General features: G+C 39.6%; 16 protein-coding genes. 4 read left to right on the top strand and 12 right to left on the bottom strand.

Annotated features, from left to right (window positions below; genetic code table 11):
• Positions 1 to 79 precede the first annotated feature (79 nt).
• The 4 genes from DF216_RS05925 to DF216_RS05910 all read right to left on the bottom strand — a co-directional run bounded on the left by DF216_RS05925 (position 80) and on the right by DF216_RS05910 (position 3,726).
• A complete protein-coding gene (locus tag DF216_RS05925; RefSeq protein WP_129326257.1) occupies positions 80 to 1,102 on the bottom strand; it encodes a YdcF family protein in 1,023 nt (340 codons plus the stop codon).
• Between the two features lie 67 nt (positions 1,103 to 1,169).
• On the bottom strand, positions 1,170 to 1,607 hold the full coding sequence (locus tag DF216_RS05920; RefSeq protein ID WP_061453341.1) for an Rrf2 family transcriptional regulator: 438 nt from the start codon (positions 1,605 to 1,607) through the stop codon (positions 1,170 to 1,172).
• Between the two features lie 164 nt (positions 1,608 to 1,771).
• Positions 1,772 to 2,713 carry a hypothetical protein gene (locus tag DF216_RS05915; RefSeq protein ID WP_061453340.1) on the bottom strand — a complete coding sequence of 314 codons (942 nt, stop codon included), beginning with the start codon at positions 2,711 to 2,713 and terminating at the stop codon, positions 1,772 to 1,774.
• 161 nt (positions 2,714 to 2,874) lie between these two features.
• Entirely contained in the window at positions 2,875 to 3,726 is an 852-nt protein-coding gene (locus DF216_RS05910; protein WP_129326256.1) for a metallophosphoesterase family protein, read from the bottom strand.
• Positions 3,727 to 3,923: 197 nt separating this feature from the next.
• Here DF216_RS05910 and DF216_RS05905 point away from each other — a divergent pair, with 197 nt between their 5' ends.
• The 3 genes from DF216_RS05905 to thrS all read left to right on the top strand — a co-directional run bounded on the left by DF216_RS05905 (position 3,924) and on the right by thrS (position 7,137).
• Entirely contained in the window at positions 3,924 to 4,289 is a 366-nt protein-coding gene (locus DF216_RS05905) for a hypothetical protein (protein ID WP_129326255.1), read from the top strand.
• 267 nt (positions 4,290 to 4,556) lie between these two features.
• A complete protein-coding gene (locus tag DF216_RS05900; RefSeq protein WP_240659321.1) occupies positions 4,557 to 5,183 on the top strand; it encodes an AAA family ATPase in 627 nt (208 codons plus the stop codon).
• A gap of 10 nt (positions 5,184 to 5,193) precedes the next feature.
• Positions 5,194 to 7,137: a threonine--tRNA ligase gene (gene thrS / locus DF216_RS05895; protein ID WP_129326253.1), complete on the top strand. Its 1,944-nt coding sequence runs from the start codon at positions 5,194 to 5,196 to the stop codon at positions 7,135 to 7,137.
• 243 nt (positions 7,138 to 7,380) lie between these two features.
• On the opposite strand, the gene DF216_RS05885 is transcribed toward thrS, so the two are convergent.
• From DF216_RS05885 to DF216_RS05850, 8 genes are all read right to left on the bottom strand, one after another.
• Positions 7,381 to 8,430, bottom strand: coding sequence for a DUF389 domain-containing protein (locus tag DF216_RS05885; protein WP_000126416.1), 1,050 nt, complete (start codon positions 8,428 to 8,430; stop codon positions 7,381 to 7,383).
• Positions 8,427 to 8,750 (bottom strand): potassium channel family protein, encoded by a 324-nt coding sequence (locus DF216_RS05880; RefSeq protein ID WP_001253404.1) that lies wholly within the window; start codon positions 8,748 to 8,750, stop codon positions 8,427 to 8,429. Before DF216_RS05880 ends, DF216_RS05885 begins: the two co-directional genes overlap by 4 nt.
• A 13-nt stretch (positions 8,751 to 8,763) precedes the next feature.
• A complete protein-coding gene (locus DF216_RS05875) occupies positions 8,764 to 9,105 on the bottom strand; it encodes a hypothetical protein (protein WP_000397556.1) in 342 nt (113 codons plus the stop codon).
• Entirely contained in the window at positions 9,030 to 9,332 is a 303-nt protein-coding gene (locus DF216_RS05870) for a TMEM175 family protein (protein ID WP_004240734.1), read from the bottom strand. Before DF216_RS05870 ends, DF216_RS05875 begins: the two co-directional genes overlap by 76 nt.
• A 313-nt stretch (positions 9,333 to 9,645) precedes the next feature.
• A complete protein-coding gene (locus tag DF216_RS05865) occupies positions 9,646 to 10,695 on the bottom strand; it encodes a DUF389 domain-containing protein (protein ID WP_000147503.1) in 1,050 nt (349 codons plus the stop codon).
• 187 nt (positions 10,696 to 10,882) lie between these two features.
• Positions 10,883 to 11,347, bottom strand: a complete 465-nt coding sequence (locus DF216_RS05860) for a hypothetical protein (RefSeq protein WP_129326252.1) — start codon at positions 11,345 to 11,347, stop codon at positions 10,883 to 10,885.
• A gap of 254 nt (positions 11,348 to 11,601) precedes the next feature.
• Positions 11,602 to 12,576 carry a sensor histidine kinase gene (locus DF216_RS05855; protein WP_129326251.1) on the bottom strand — a complete coding sequence of 325 codons (975 nt, stop codon included), beginning with the start codon at positions 12,574 to 12,576 and terminating at the stop codon, positions 11,602 to 11,604.
• Complete coding sequence (locus DF216_RS05850) at positions 12,569 to 13,246, bottom strand: response regulator transcription factor (RefSeq protein WP_000548981.1); 678 nt, start codon at positions 13,244 to 13,246, stop codon at positions 12,569 to 12,571. The genes DF216_RS05855 and DF216_RS05850 overlap by 8 nt, the downstream gene beginning before the upstream one ends.
• A 321-nt stretch (positions 13,247 to 13,567) precedes the next feature.
• Between DF216_RS05850 and DF216_RS05845 the strand changes: the two genes are divergently transcribed.
• Positions 13,568 to 14,137 (top strand): TetR/AcrR family transcriptional regulator, encoded by a 570-nt coding sequence (locus DF216_RS05845; protein ID WP_049518895.1) that lies wholly within the window; start codon positions 13,568 to 13,570, stop codon positions 14,135 to 14,137.
• Positions 14,138 to 14,149 lie beyond the last annotated feature (12 nt).

Here is a 14,149-nt window from a genome sequence, read left to right as displayed (position 1 = left end):
TTACTGTAATTTTTTTAGAGAACCTAACAATTATTACAATATGAATTTTGCAAAAATCACCCAACGATGAGTTCACATATTACCATAAAATACCCTTATAAGAGAAAATCAAAGCTAAAATCAATAGAACATAGAAAGCGATAAAAAGCCATTTCATCTTCACACATAGAGCAATATACTCTCTGATAAAGGCCGATGGAATGTAGTAGGCCGCTGTTCGACAGCCCAAGCCATCTCCTTTCATACGGAGTTGTCTAGCATAGGTACTGGTTCGAAAAACATGGTAGTCATTGGTCACAAAGAGAAAACGTGGACTTGCCACCAGTTTCTCTCCCATTTCTTTTGAGAAGAGAAGATTCTCATAAGTCGTTGTCGAGTCTTCCTCTAGGAGAATTGCTTCTCTCGGAACATCCGTCTCTTCCAGCAAATAATTACAAATTGCCTGAGCTTCGGAAATTTTCTCATCCCCACCTTGGCCACCACTAGCGATCAATTTGACATCTGGATTATTCGAATTGTGGTAAGCCTCAACAGCCTTGTCAATCCTACGCTTGAGCAAAGGACTCACCCTTTCTCCATCCAACAAACCAGCCCCATGAATGATGATAAAATCATAATGTTTTTTCTTAGGAATGAAGAGATACAAGATAGAATATAGTAGAAATCCTGCAAAGGCAAAACCAAAAATCAAATACGAATAAATCAAAAAGAAAAAGATGATATTCACTAGATGATTGGTGTAGAACAAGCTCTTGGTATCGCTCACTCGAATCGCCATGATTACAAAAAAGAACAGAATCACACAACCTAGTCCCAGAGACAAATAATTTGCCTTGGATTTCCCCTCTTTCTTCAACAACACAAATCCGTTATAAATAAGGAAAAAGCCACTTAGAAAAACTAAAAATGGAAGCAAGAGAAAAATCACTGCAAAGAAAATCATGTGCAATTCTTCTTGCCCAGCCTCGTAAAAAAAATTGGCAATAGACAGGTAAGAAAAGAGCAGAGACAAAAGCAAAAGAGCCGGATTCCAGAGGCTACGATTGTCCCTAAAAAATGAAATCAGAAAAAGTAGGACAAAAAATCCTGTAATAAAGTACATAATCTTCTCCTTTGATGACTACATTGTACCATAATTATGGCAATAGAAAAAGAGAACCTTAGTCCTCTTACTTGATCATTTTATCCTGAGTATCAGCCACAACCTGAGCCAGGCTCGTCTGACCAAGTTGATTTTCCATGGCTGCTTGAACATCAAACAGCTTTTGATCCAAGATCGCATGGATATTAGCACCAATTGGACAATTAGGATTTGGATTATCATGGAAACTAAAGAGCTTACCAGATTTTCCTAAACACTCTACAGCTTGGTAGACATCCAACAAGCTGATATCCTGAAGGTCTTTTATGATCTCAGTGCCTCCCGTACCACGAGCAACTGAAATCAATCCTGCTTTTTTGAGTTGGGACAAGGTTTTGCGGATAATGACCGGATTTACTCCGACACTGGCCGCAAGAAAATCGCTGGTTATTTTGCTGTCTGTATCCTGCATTGCAATACTAATCAACATATGAGTCGCAATTGTAAATCGGCTTGAAATTTGCATCTTCATCTCCTTTCACTGATATTTTATTCATCTTTTCCCGTATAAACATTATACCTTTTTTGCTTATCCTGTCAAATATTATCGACTGATTATCTTCTACATGCAAAAAGTCCTGTATCCCTCTTGGTAACCAATGCGGTAGAGGACATACAAAGACTTATTTTTTATGCAATTTTACGGACAATCCCTTTTGTTTTATGACTTGACCAAACCGAGCTGACAGAAACCCCAGCACCAACTAAGGTAAACACAGCTAACATAGCTAGATTATAAAAATAGTTATCTGGGAAATCACCGCTAAAGATTAATTCATTCACCACTCGGAAAGCATAGGCAAACTCAATTCCTAGTTGGGCAACAACCTCCATCGCCAAATCGATTTGATTCACTAGAAAAACGGTAATCACCATCAAAACAGCTGAAATTAGAATCCCTTTTCGAGATAGCTTTCTTCCAAGGATTTCATATCCTTTAATGGTACAAATCCCCAGAACAATACCCGCTGCCATAGCTACATAACCTAGACGCGCGATAAATAGAGCAACTGCTCCACCAATCAATGCTCCCAGCAAGGCACCAGCTGCTCCAAGAAGAACATTTTCCTTCTGATTTTGATAAGAATCCAACTCAATCTGAAGATTGCTCTTCAGCAATTGATAGCTTTCCTCGTTGATAAGGAAAATTGAATCACCTAATTGATAGAGACCAACTGGACCCTCCTGACCACTGTAGCCACAAACTTGAACAAAGTGATGGGATTCAAGGAAAGCTACCAAGTCTCTTATAAGTGTCTGTAATTTTTCAATTGTCTTTGATTTGCGCATCGCACCTTTAACAACAATAGATACAGTGTACTGGTTAATAGATAAGGTTGACAAGTTTGGAAGTGATTCGCTCTTAAATTCATCCCACACCAACTCGTTTTCTTCTGAATCCGCAGGATTGCCATCCAAACTCACACTGACACTAAGCCGAAACTGATTTTTTACATCTGCTTCATGTAGCAATAGTAAGTAGCCTGATTGCACGCCATAAATGCTTCCGGACTCCTCATCAAACTGCAAGCCTAACTCCGAAGCGATAGCATGTAGCTCTTCTGGTTTCATAAATAATCTCCCTATTATTTTGAGCATCAATTAGTATGGTGTTCAAATTATATATTTTTTCATATTTTAGCATAAACTTTATAAACCGTCAATTCGTTTCCTTTTTGACTTTCCAAGAAACAGCTGCCGCTATACTATCTTATTTCTAGTCAAACCTCCTCTTAAAACCAATCTTTCTTTTCTCTTTCCATCCAGAGTTCAACATCTTGATCATAACCTTCTTGTTCGCTAATCTGACTCAACAATTCCTGATTATGAGTATGGTGAATCCCATTTACCAAGCTTTCATAGTAAACCTGGAAATAGGGGAGTTTTAAGTCCTTAGCCAGCTGCAATTCGGCTTCTACATCATAATCCACTCGACGAAAATCGATATCGGCCAGTCCACCTTCGTCAAACTCTAAAATCATATATTGGGCACGCAGATCCTTACGCAACCATGCATCTAAAAAGAAGGGTTGCCCAATCGAACCTGGATTGAGAATCAACTGTCCGTCACTTCCATAGCGAAGCAACTGTTGGTGGATATGGCCATACACTGCTATAGAAGCATGCGGTTCCGTCACCAACCTATCAAAATCTTCTTGTTTTCCCGTATGAATCAACTCTCTACCCCAGTTTTTATCAGGGAGATGGTGAGTGATTCCTACCGTCAAATCACCAAACTGACGATGAACTTGCATGGGTTGATTGTGGAGGTCTTCGATTTCTTTAGGGCTAATTTCTTCTAAAATGTACTGACTTTGGCGCAGGAGGTAGCGATGACTCGCTTTTGTAGGATCTAGCTTACGATGCAAGCCTCGCCAGAGGCTATTCTCCCAATTACCAAGAACTCTTACAGAGATAGGCAAAGTAGCTAAAAGATTCAATATCCTTCTACGTCCCGTTCCCGGCATAAGTATATCCCCCAAAAGCCAGTACTCATCTACCTTTGCCTTTTCAGCATCAGCCAGTACAGCCTCCAAGGCTGTCGTATTCCCATGTATATCTGAAAGAACTGCTATTTTCGTCATTCTTTCTCCTCATTTCCTCTTACTTCTTCTGTTAGTATTATAGCAGAAAACACTCCAAAAAATCACTATCACTGCTTACCTGATCAACTTGTAAGAGCTTCCAAATCGTGCTATAATATAGGTAGAGAACTCCCCTTCATTTAGGATCATGTGGTCTTCAACCTCTCTCTATTTTTGCAGATTGGAGGACTATTGCCATGCGGAACTATCTTAAGTATATCCCATACTACCTTGTCATATTCTTCTTTTACTGGCCTTTCTATGAGTTGCTTTTACTGCTGATATCTGACCCTTATACGCTGAAAGGACTTTACATTTATAACATCATCCTCTTTTCACCTTTGGCAACCTTCATCGTGTCCCTTCTTTATAGCTACCGTTTCCATTTCTCACTCTGGTGGCTACTCGGTATTGGTCTGCTCTATTGCTTTACCATCATCACTTTCAATGAATTCATTCTCGTTTATTTCCTAGCTTATGAACTCTTTGCCCTACTTGGTATGGCTTCAGGGAAAGGTCTTAGTCATCTTACAAACAAGCAGAAAAGTAAAAAAATAGAATAAAAGCCTTGAAAAATCTCGCAATCATGCTATAATAATCCATAGAGACAAGTCACTTAGTCCCTTTCTACTAGAGAGTGCGTGGTTGCTGGAAACGCATAGAAAGCCTAAACTGATACTACTCAACTGACTTTTATGAAAACATAAAACGGTGGCCACGTTAAAGCCAATCTGAGGTGTCCCTCTTTTTTGAGGAACATAAATGAAGGTGGAACCACGTTGCGACGTCCTTTCGAGGATGTCGTTTTTATTTTGTCAGAAGGAGGAAGAATGATGCTTTATATGATTGGCGGATCGCCTTGTAGTGGAAAGTCAACAATTGCTTCACTTCTTGCTAGACAGTATCAACTACTTTATATCAAACTGGATGATTTGGTAGAAGAGATGATGAGTCAAGCAAGTGCAGACTCACAGCCAATTTGCCTTCTTAGGCAGGATAGAAATCCAGAACAAATCTGGATGAGAAATCCAGAAGAGATGGCAGATGAAGAATGGCGCTTTTATGAAGAGATTTTTCCTTATGTAAAATCTTACTTGATAAAAAATCAAAACAGACCTCTCTTGGTGGAGGGAGCAGGACTTTTGCCTCACTTGGTAAAGAAGCTTGAATGCCCAGCGTCTTCCTATCTATGCTTGACTCCGACAGCTGATTTTCAAAAAAAGCATTATAGACAAAGAGAATGGGTTCCTTATGTCTTAGAGGGTACAACCAACCCTGAGCAAGCTTTTGAAAACTGGATGCAACGAGATATTCTTTTTGCTCAAATGGTTCGTAAGGAAGCGGTGAGATTAGGCTATCCTAGCCTCATAACAGATGGCAGTCAATCAGAGAATCAAACTGCGGAAGAGGTTGCTCGGCTCTTAAAATTGTCCAACAAAAAAAGAATAAATATTTAAGGAGAAAACCATGATTAAGATTACTTTCCCAGATGGCGCTGTTCGTGAATTCGAATCTGGCGTTACTACTTTTGAAATTGCCCAATCTATCAGCAATTCTCTAGCTAAAAAAGCTCTCGCTGGTAAATTCAACGGCAAACTCATCGACACGACTCGTGCTATCACTGAAGATGGAAGCATCGAAATCGTGACACCTGATCACGAAGATGCCCTTCCAATCTTGCGCCACTCAGCTGCCCACTTGTTCGCCCAAGCAGCTCGTCGCCTTTTCCCAGACATTCACTTGGGAGTTGGTCCAGCTATTGAAGATGGTTTCTACTATGATACGGACAATCAGGCTGGTCAAATCTCCAACGAAGACCTGCCTCGTATCGAAGAAGAAATGCAAAAGATCGTTAAAGAAAACTTCCCATCTATTCGTGAGGAAGTATCGAAAGATGAAGCGCGTGAAATCTTCAAAAACGACCCTTACAAGTTGGAATTGATTGAAGAACACTCTGAAGACGAGGGTGGTTTGACCATCTACCGTCAAGGTGAATACGTGGACCTCTGCCGTGGACCTCACGTCCCTTCAACAGGCCGCATCCAAATCTTCCACCTTCTTCATGTAGCAGGTGCTTACTGGCGTGGAAATAGCGACAACGCGATGATGCAACGGATCTACGGTACAGCTTGGTTTGACAAGAAAGACTTGAAAAACTACCTTCAAATGCGTGAAGAAGCCAAAGAACGTGACCACCGTAAACTTGGTAAAGAGCTTGACCTCTTCATGATTTCACAAGAAGTCGGACAAGGTTTGCCATTCTGGTTGCCAAACGGTGCGACTATCCGTCGTGAATTGGAACGCTACATCGTAGACAAGGAGTTAGCTTCTGGCTACCAACACGTTTACACTCCACCACTTGCTTCTGTTGAACTCTACAAGACTTCTGGTCACTGGGATCATTACCAAGAAGACATGTTCCCAACTATGGACATGGGTGACGGGGAAGAATTTGTCCTTCGTCCAATGAACTGCCCACACCACATCCAAGTCTTCAAACACCATGTTCACTCTTACCGTGAATTGCCAATCCGTATCGCTGAAATCGGTATGATGCACCGCTACGAGAAATCTGGTGCCCTCACTGGTCTTCAACGTGTACGTGAAATGTCCCTCAACGACGGTCACCTCTTTGTCACTCCAGAACAAATCCAAGAAGAATTCCAACGTGCCCTTCAGTTGATTATCGATGTTTATGAAGACTTCAACTTGACTGAATACCGCTTCCGTCTCTCTCTTCGTGACCCTCAAGATACTCACAAGTACTTTGACAACGATGAGATGTGGGAAAATGCTCAAACCATGCTTCGTGCAGCACTTGATGAAATGGGTGTTGACTACTTTGAAGCTGAAGGTGAAGCAGCCTTCTACGGACCAAAATTGGATATCCAAGTTAAGACAGCTCTCGGAAAAGAAGAAACCCTTTCGACTATCCAGCTTGACTTCTTGCTTCCAGAACGCTTCGACCTCAAATACATCGGGCCTGATGGTGAAGAACACCGTCCAGTTATGATTCACCGTGGTGTTATTTCAACCATGGAACGCTTCACAGCTATCTTGATTGAGAACTACAAAGGTGCCTTCCCAACATGGCTTGCACCACACCAAGTAACTCTCATCCCAGTTTCTAACGAAAAACACGTAGACTACGCATGGGAAGTGGCTAAGAAACTCCGTGACCGCGGTGTCCGTGCAGATGTAGATGAGCGCAATGAAAAAATGCAGTTCAAAATCCGTGCTTCACAAACAAGCAAAATTCCTTACCAATTAATCGTTGGTGACAAGGAAATGGAAGACGGAACAGTCAATGTTCGTCGCTACGGCCAAAAAGAAACACAAACTGTCTCAGTAGATGACTTTGTGCAAGCTATCCTAGCTGATATCGCCAACAAATCACGCGTTGAGAAATAAGAGATAAAATCCTAGCTACCTAAAAAGCAACAACTATTTCAGCTGTTGCTTTTTATATTTTTACTCAATGAAAATCAAAAAGCAAACTAGGAAGCTAGCCGCAAGCTGTACTTGAGTACGGTAAGGCGACGCTGACGTGGTTTGAATTTGATTTTCGAAGAGTATTATTTAATCCGAGCTAGTAGTGATTGACCAAACCACCACACAAGATTTACTTTCATGAGTTAGATAAAGTCAGTATCCTCAATCCTTGTCTGCTTCATTTTCTTTTACGAGATCGTTTTGTGAATCTTTTTCAGAGAGTTTTTGATCAATATACTTGTCAATGTTTTCATAAAATTCCTTGGTCGCTTCACTATCTAATGTTGGCGAGTTCTGAACTTGATTCACTTTCAATTGAACAGATTGAATACCGTAAGAGGCTTGTTTTTGGTGGAGTGTTTCTAATTCTTCTTCTGAAATCGGATCTCCAACAACCGTCAAGACCAATTCATTGTTACTTGACTTGTAGACTTGATTAATAACCGTATAATTGGCGAACTCTTTTCCTACAAACTGTTTGATCCCTTCTTTGCGCGCTTGTTCTATTGTCAGAGTAACTGCCGAATAGCTAGCTGGAAGAATCAACAATACAATCAAAGAAATCAAGCCAATTCTCATTTTAATGCTCAGCTCTTTAAATGAAGTTAAAGGAGATTTTCTCATCAAAATTCTTGTTCCAACAATGTTGGCTAGCATGATAAAGACACAGTTGATCAAGAAAAGATAGAGAGCCCCCAATAAAAATCGTACATTCCCATTAGCTAAACCATAGCCAGCAGTACAGATAGGCGGCATCAAAGCTGTAGCAATGGCTACTCCTGGCACGATATTGTTTGCTTCTTTTTTCCTTGAACCGATCACACCAGCAATCCCACCAGCAATAGCAATGAGAACATCCCAAATGGTTGGAGAGGTTCGTGCGATCAACTCGCTACTTGCATAAGACAAGGGAGAAATCCAGAAATACAGAGTCGAGACAAGCAAACTGACCAACACTTGAGTCAATAAAACCTCTAGAGATTGCTTGATTAAACGCGTATCAAAAATAGCTAAACCGAATCCCAGTCCAACAATCGGTGTCATGAGAGGTGAAATTAACATGGCTCCAATAATAACAGCTGTTGAATTCATATTTAGACCGATAGAGGCAATAAAAATTGCACACATCAAAATCGCTGTATCTCTCAATCGAACATGAAGGTCATCGTATAATTTCTCACGGTATTCCCGTGTTGAATAATTGGCAGTCATTTGTCCTCTCCTCTTTCCTTATTTAAATCGGTATAATAATTAATAATAACAGCTGATAAACAGCCAAAAAATATGAGCCCATAAATCGTCAAGAAGACACTGGTAATCCTTCCAATCAAGGTCACAGCTAGGAGATCCCCGTAGCCGACAGTCGTCGAAGTCACAAAAGCATACCAAAGACCGTCTCCGTAATTTGTGATAGCAGGTTCAACTAGGAAAAGCACGCCTCCTGACCCAAAAACAAAGGTCACAAAACTCAGAGCAAACCGAGTAAAACCCGTAACCTGTATAATATGCCATAACATTTTTAAACGTCTCATTTGTTCTCCTTATTCATACTAGCTCCTGACCGAGCCGTTTTTTCCAATAATCAAAGTGAAGATAGGACATGATCTCCATCAGAGAAAGATAGACAAACTGATAGATCTGATTTAAGCTGATTATCAACTGATATTGTTTGAAAAATGACTGGAAGAAAGACCAGATATGACTGTCTTGAATCAGTCCCTTCTTAACATCAGACAGGATATTAGCTAAAGCTCCCAAGGACTGAAACGGTAAATCCTTGACATTTATATAGATCCGGTCCACCACATCATTCAGACTGGTATCTTGGATGGCATGAAATTCTCCAAAGAGAACTCCTGCCGCTCCAAGAGTAGAAACAAATTCCACCAAATAATTTCTGAGGAAATTTTCTCAACCTTTTCCCATAATGTGTTTAGTGCCATCCATAACGATCCCAACCAGAAAAAGGAAAGAAAACAAGCAAAGAAATTTTGCCGTAAATCCCAAAAAGCTTCAAGACTTGGTGTTGTTGGTTTTTCTAACTCTAAAATCAAGATGGTCATAATAATTGCTAGAACAGCATCTGTCAATACAATTAATCTGTCTTTCTTCATCGGATTGCATCCCCTTTCTTTTTTGTAACATTCTATCTTATCGCATAATATTGGATATTCTTTCATAATCCGACTACAAACAAAAATAAACCAAAAAGTCTGTCCCTATTATGCTATATTTAACTCTAGAAGTATTCATCCATCTAATTAATAAATATATCATATTTCACAATAAATGAATACTATCAAAGATTCATCCCCTTTCACTTCATCATTTAGTGTTGCTTAGATTTATCAAAAACAACCTGCTATAAGTAAGAAAGAGGAAGATACAAGAAAAACACGGCGTAAAAACCGATTCAGTTCATTGTCCTCAATCCTTGTCTGCTTCATTTTCTTTTACGAGATCTTTTTGTGAATCCTTTTCAGAGAGTTTTTGATCGATATACTTGTTAATGGTTTCATAAAATTCCTTGGTCGAATCACTGTCTAATTTTGTCGAATTATGAACTTGATTGACTTTCAATTGAACAGATTGAATACCGTAAGAGGCTTGTTTTTGGTGGAGCGTTTCTAATTCTTCTTCTGAAATCGGATCTCCAACAACCGTCAAGACCAACTCATTGTTTCTTGATTTGTAGACTTGATTAATGACCGTGTGATTGGCGAACTCTTTTCCTACAAACTGTTTGATTCCTTCTTTTCGCGCTTGATCTATCGTCAAAGTAATTGCTGAATAACTAGCCGGAAGAATCAATAATACAATCAAGGATATCAACCCAATTCTCATTTTAATGTTTAGCTCTTTAAATGAACTTAAGGGAGATTTTCTCATCATAATTCTTGTTCCAACAATGTTGATTAGCATGATAAAGACACAGTTGATCAAGAAAAGATAAAGAGCTCCAAATAAAAATCGTACATTTCCATTAGCTAAACCGTAACCTGCAGTGCAGATAGGTGGCATCAGAGCTGTTGCAATGGCTACTCCTGGTACGATATTGTTTGCTTCTTTTTTCCTTGAACCAATGAAACCTGCTATCCCACCAGCAATAGCAATGAGCACATCCCAAATTGTTGGAGAGGTTCGTGCAATCAATTCGCTACTTTCATAAGATAAGGGAGAAATCCAGAAATACAGAGCCGAGACAAGCAAGCTAACCAATACTTGGGTAAATAAAACCTCTAGAGATTGCTTGATTAAACGCGTATCAAAAATAGCTAAACCAAACCCCAGTCCAACAATCGGTGTCATAAGAGGGGAAATCAGCATGGCTCCAATAATGACAGCCGTTGAATTCATATTTAGGCCGATAGAGGCAATAAAAATCGCACACATCAAAATCACTGTATCTCTTAATCGAACATGAAGATCATCATATAATTTCTCACGGTATTCACGTGTTGAATAGTTTCCGGTCATTAGTTACTCCTTTTATTTCATATAATCTTGTTTCTGCATGGATGATGGTAGAGATACTTCTGTCCAATCTTACATATTTTTCTTCTCACCTGTTATTCTTTTGAACATTATCTTTTAAATATCCGTCAGTCCATCCCTAACATTATATCAAAAATTTTACAGTCTTTCTCTGAGGAAATCTCTCAATTTAACAGATAGATAAGATTATCGTTAACATCATGGTCGCATCAACTACTTCAATGATCTTGAGAATCAAACTAGGCATATGATAAGAAAAGGCAAAATGGAGGAAGGCAAAAATTACAGGAAGAAAGAAAACGGTCAAGATTTGCTTGTTAATGGTTTGCTTGATCTGCTTTTGATCAGGACCTACCTTTTTCAAGATGATAAAGCGTTCGCAATCTTCATATCTCTCAGAGATTTGTTTATAGTGGATAATTAATACTGCACCAACCATAAAAATAGTAAATAGGAAGAGACCGATAAAGAAGAACGCACCAAAAATCTCATTGATTTGCTCACTGGTACTTGCTCGAATAGAGCCGTAAACAGGACTAGCCTGAACTTCAAAACGCAATATCGATTTATTAAGACAGTCTGAATAATCATCAGCTAGTTTCAACTGTCCCTCTTTGCTTACAGTCACATCCATCCCACCAGCGAGTTCACTAGTAATTTCTGCATTTTGATGTTGAACCCAGTTCTTAGGAAGGATTGAAGATTGGATGCGACTAGATAATTATAGTCTGATGTTAAAAGAATAGCTTGATTTTGTAGATGACCTTTCACAAAGTCTGGTTGATTTTTATTTTTTAACCGGAAACGCCCAAGCAAATAGTGTACTAGGATACACAGTTAAAGATAAAAAAGCCCAGTTGTCTTATCCTGGGCTCTTATCTATTATCCTCACTCAATCATCAGATTCCTATTGGAAAACTTGATGCGTACTGTTGTTCCTTTTCCAACCTCAGACTCGATGCGAATCTGGTGGCCCAGTTCTTCAGAAATTTTCTTAGATAAGTAAAGACCAAGGCCAGATGACTGCTGAGTCAAACGACCATTGTAGCCTGAAAACCCACGTTCAAAGACTCGGAGAACATCACTGTTTTTAATCCCGATTCCCGTATCCTTGATACAGAGCTCCTGACCTTCCATATAGATCTCTAACCCACCTTCCTTGGTGTACTTGAGACTGTTTGAGAGGATTTGTTCAATGACGATCAACAGCCACTTCTTATCGGTCACGATGATTTTGTCAAGGTCATGGAGATTGAGCGTCAGTCCTTTTTGGATAAAGAAAAGGGCATACTTGCGAACCACTTCCTTCACCAAATCCTCCACTTGAACCTTTTCAAATACCAAGTCATCGTGGAAACTTTCCAAACGAAGATACTGCAACACCAGATTGGTATAGGAGTCAATCTTAAAGATTTCCTGTTCCAGTTGCTGCTTGACCTCCCGATCAGAGACTTCTGCTACCAAGAGACGACTCGCTGCAATGGGGGTCTTGATCTGATGAACCCACAAGGTGTAGTAGTCCAGCAAATCCGTCAGCTTGCTCTGCGCTTCCGACTTCTTTTGATACAATTCAGATTCACGCTCTTCGAGCTTTTCTACTAGCGCACATTCCAGAGGAGACTTGGGGTCTCTCTCAGCATAGAGTATTTCCTGCCGGTAAACCTGAGCTTCTGCAAATATATCCCAAGCCCAAAATAAGAAGGTCAAAAAACTACTGAGCAGAAAGAAATAAAGAAAATAAGTTCCTAGACTAGCAAATAAAAACTGAAAGAGAAGGACGAGAAAGCCTAATGAAAAAATATAGACAAAGATGCGACTGCGAGAACGCAGATAGGCTAGAAAAAATGATTTCCAATCAAGCATGTTTCAGTCCGTATCCTATCCCTTTCTTGGTTTCGATAAAGCCTGCCAATCCTTGTTCCTCCAACTTTTTACGCAGGCGAGCAACATTGACAGACAAGGTATTGTCATCGATGAAAAAGTCGCTATTCCAGAGTTCCCGCATCAGGTCATCACGCGCCACGATATTGCCAGCATGTTCAAACAAGACTCGCAAAATTTGAAATTCATTCTTGGTCAAACTCAGAACTTCCCCCTGATAGTGCAGGTCCATAGACTTGGTATTGAGGATCACACCTGCATACTCTAGCAAACTTTCATCCCGCCCAAACTCATAGGAACGGCGCAACAGACCCTGAACTTTGGCAAGGAGGACCTGCTGGTCAAAAGGCTTAGTTACAAAGTCATCCGCTCCCATATTGATTGCCATGACGATATCCATAGCCTGATCTCTCGAAGACAAAAACATGATGGGTACCTTGGAAATCTTGCGAATCTCCTGACACCAGTGGTAACCATTAAAAAGAGGCAGACCAATATCCATGAGGACCAAATGAGGTTCTGACTGAACAAAAAGGCTCAATACTTCCATAAAATCTTCTACCAAAACGACCTCAAAACCCCACTCAGAGAGCAGTTTCCCCACTTGTTGCCGAATAACTTGGTCATCTTCTACTAGTAAAATCTTGTGCATGCGCTCCTCCTTTGTTATTTCTCAAAGTATCAAAACCCTTCATATCAGATTTACGGATCAGTATCTCATACTGTTTAGCAGCCTATTTCCCAAATTCAGATCAGAAAACAGATGCTAAATAGAGAACATTCTCACTGATATCATACCTTATTTTTAATTATAGTTCCAGCCTTATCCTATATTTTCCTTTTTGTGCTCATTTTGTTAGCGTTTCTTTAACTTATTTAACAGATCTAGCCTTCTTATTGACAAGCTAGCCATGATTTGTTAGAATATGAATGAACTAATAAATTTATTCATTCATGAAGCAAAGGAGGTTAAATCCTATTGGACAAAAAACAATCTTTAAAGACAGCAGCCTATGAAGTTTTTTCGAAAAAAGGTTACAAGGCAACAGGTATTTCAGAAATTGCTAGGCAAGCTGGTGTTGCAGTTGGTTCTTTTTATAACTATTACGAGAGTAAAGAAGCCATTTTTCTAGACATCTATATAGATGAAAACAACCGTGTTCGCCAAGCTATGATCGAAGAACTGGATTGGGAAATTGACATGATTGACCTCATTGGTCAACTATTTGCTCAGTCCAGAACTCTCGTTTCTTCCAATAAAATCCTTGCAGAATGGTACAATCCTTCCATCGCAGATGAGTTACACAGCTACTATTCCTCGGAAGAAGGCAAAGTCGCAAATCCTTTTCATCAGTTTCTAGTTAAAACTTTTACAAATCGCATGCAGGCTGAAGGGTACTCGCCAGAAAAGATTCAAGATATTTTACAGGTTTATAATCTGTTTTACTATATGGATATGCATATCACGGAAAAAGATTTTCCAGATATTGGCAAAACTGTTGAAATACTTGCAACCAACTTCATTAAAGGAGTTCTAAAATAAAGAATGGATTTC

The sequence above is a fragment of the Streptococcus oralis genome (assembly GCF_004127215.1).
Classification (GTDB): Bacteria; Bacillota; Bacilli; order Lactobacillales; family Streptococcaceae; genus Streptococcus; species Streptococcus oralis_BD.
The sequence above is the reverse complement of the archived record's forward strand: the minus strand, read 5'-3'. Positions and strand labels throughout refer to the sequence as shown.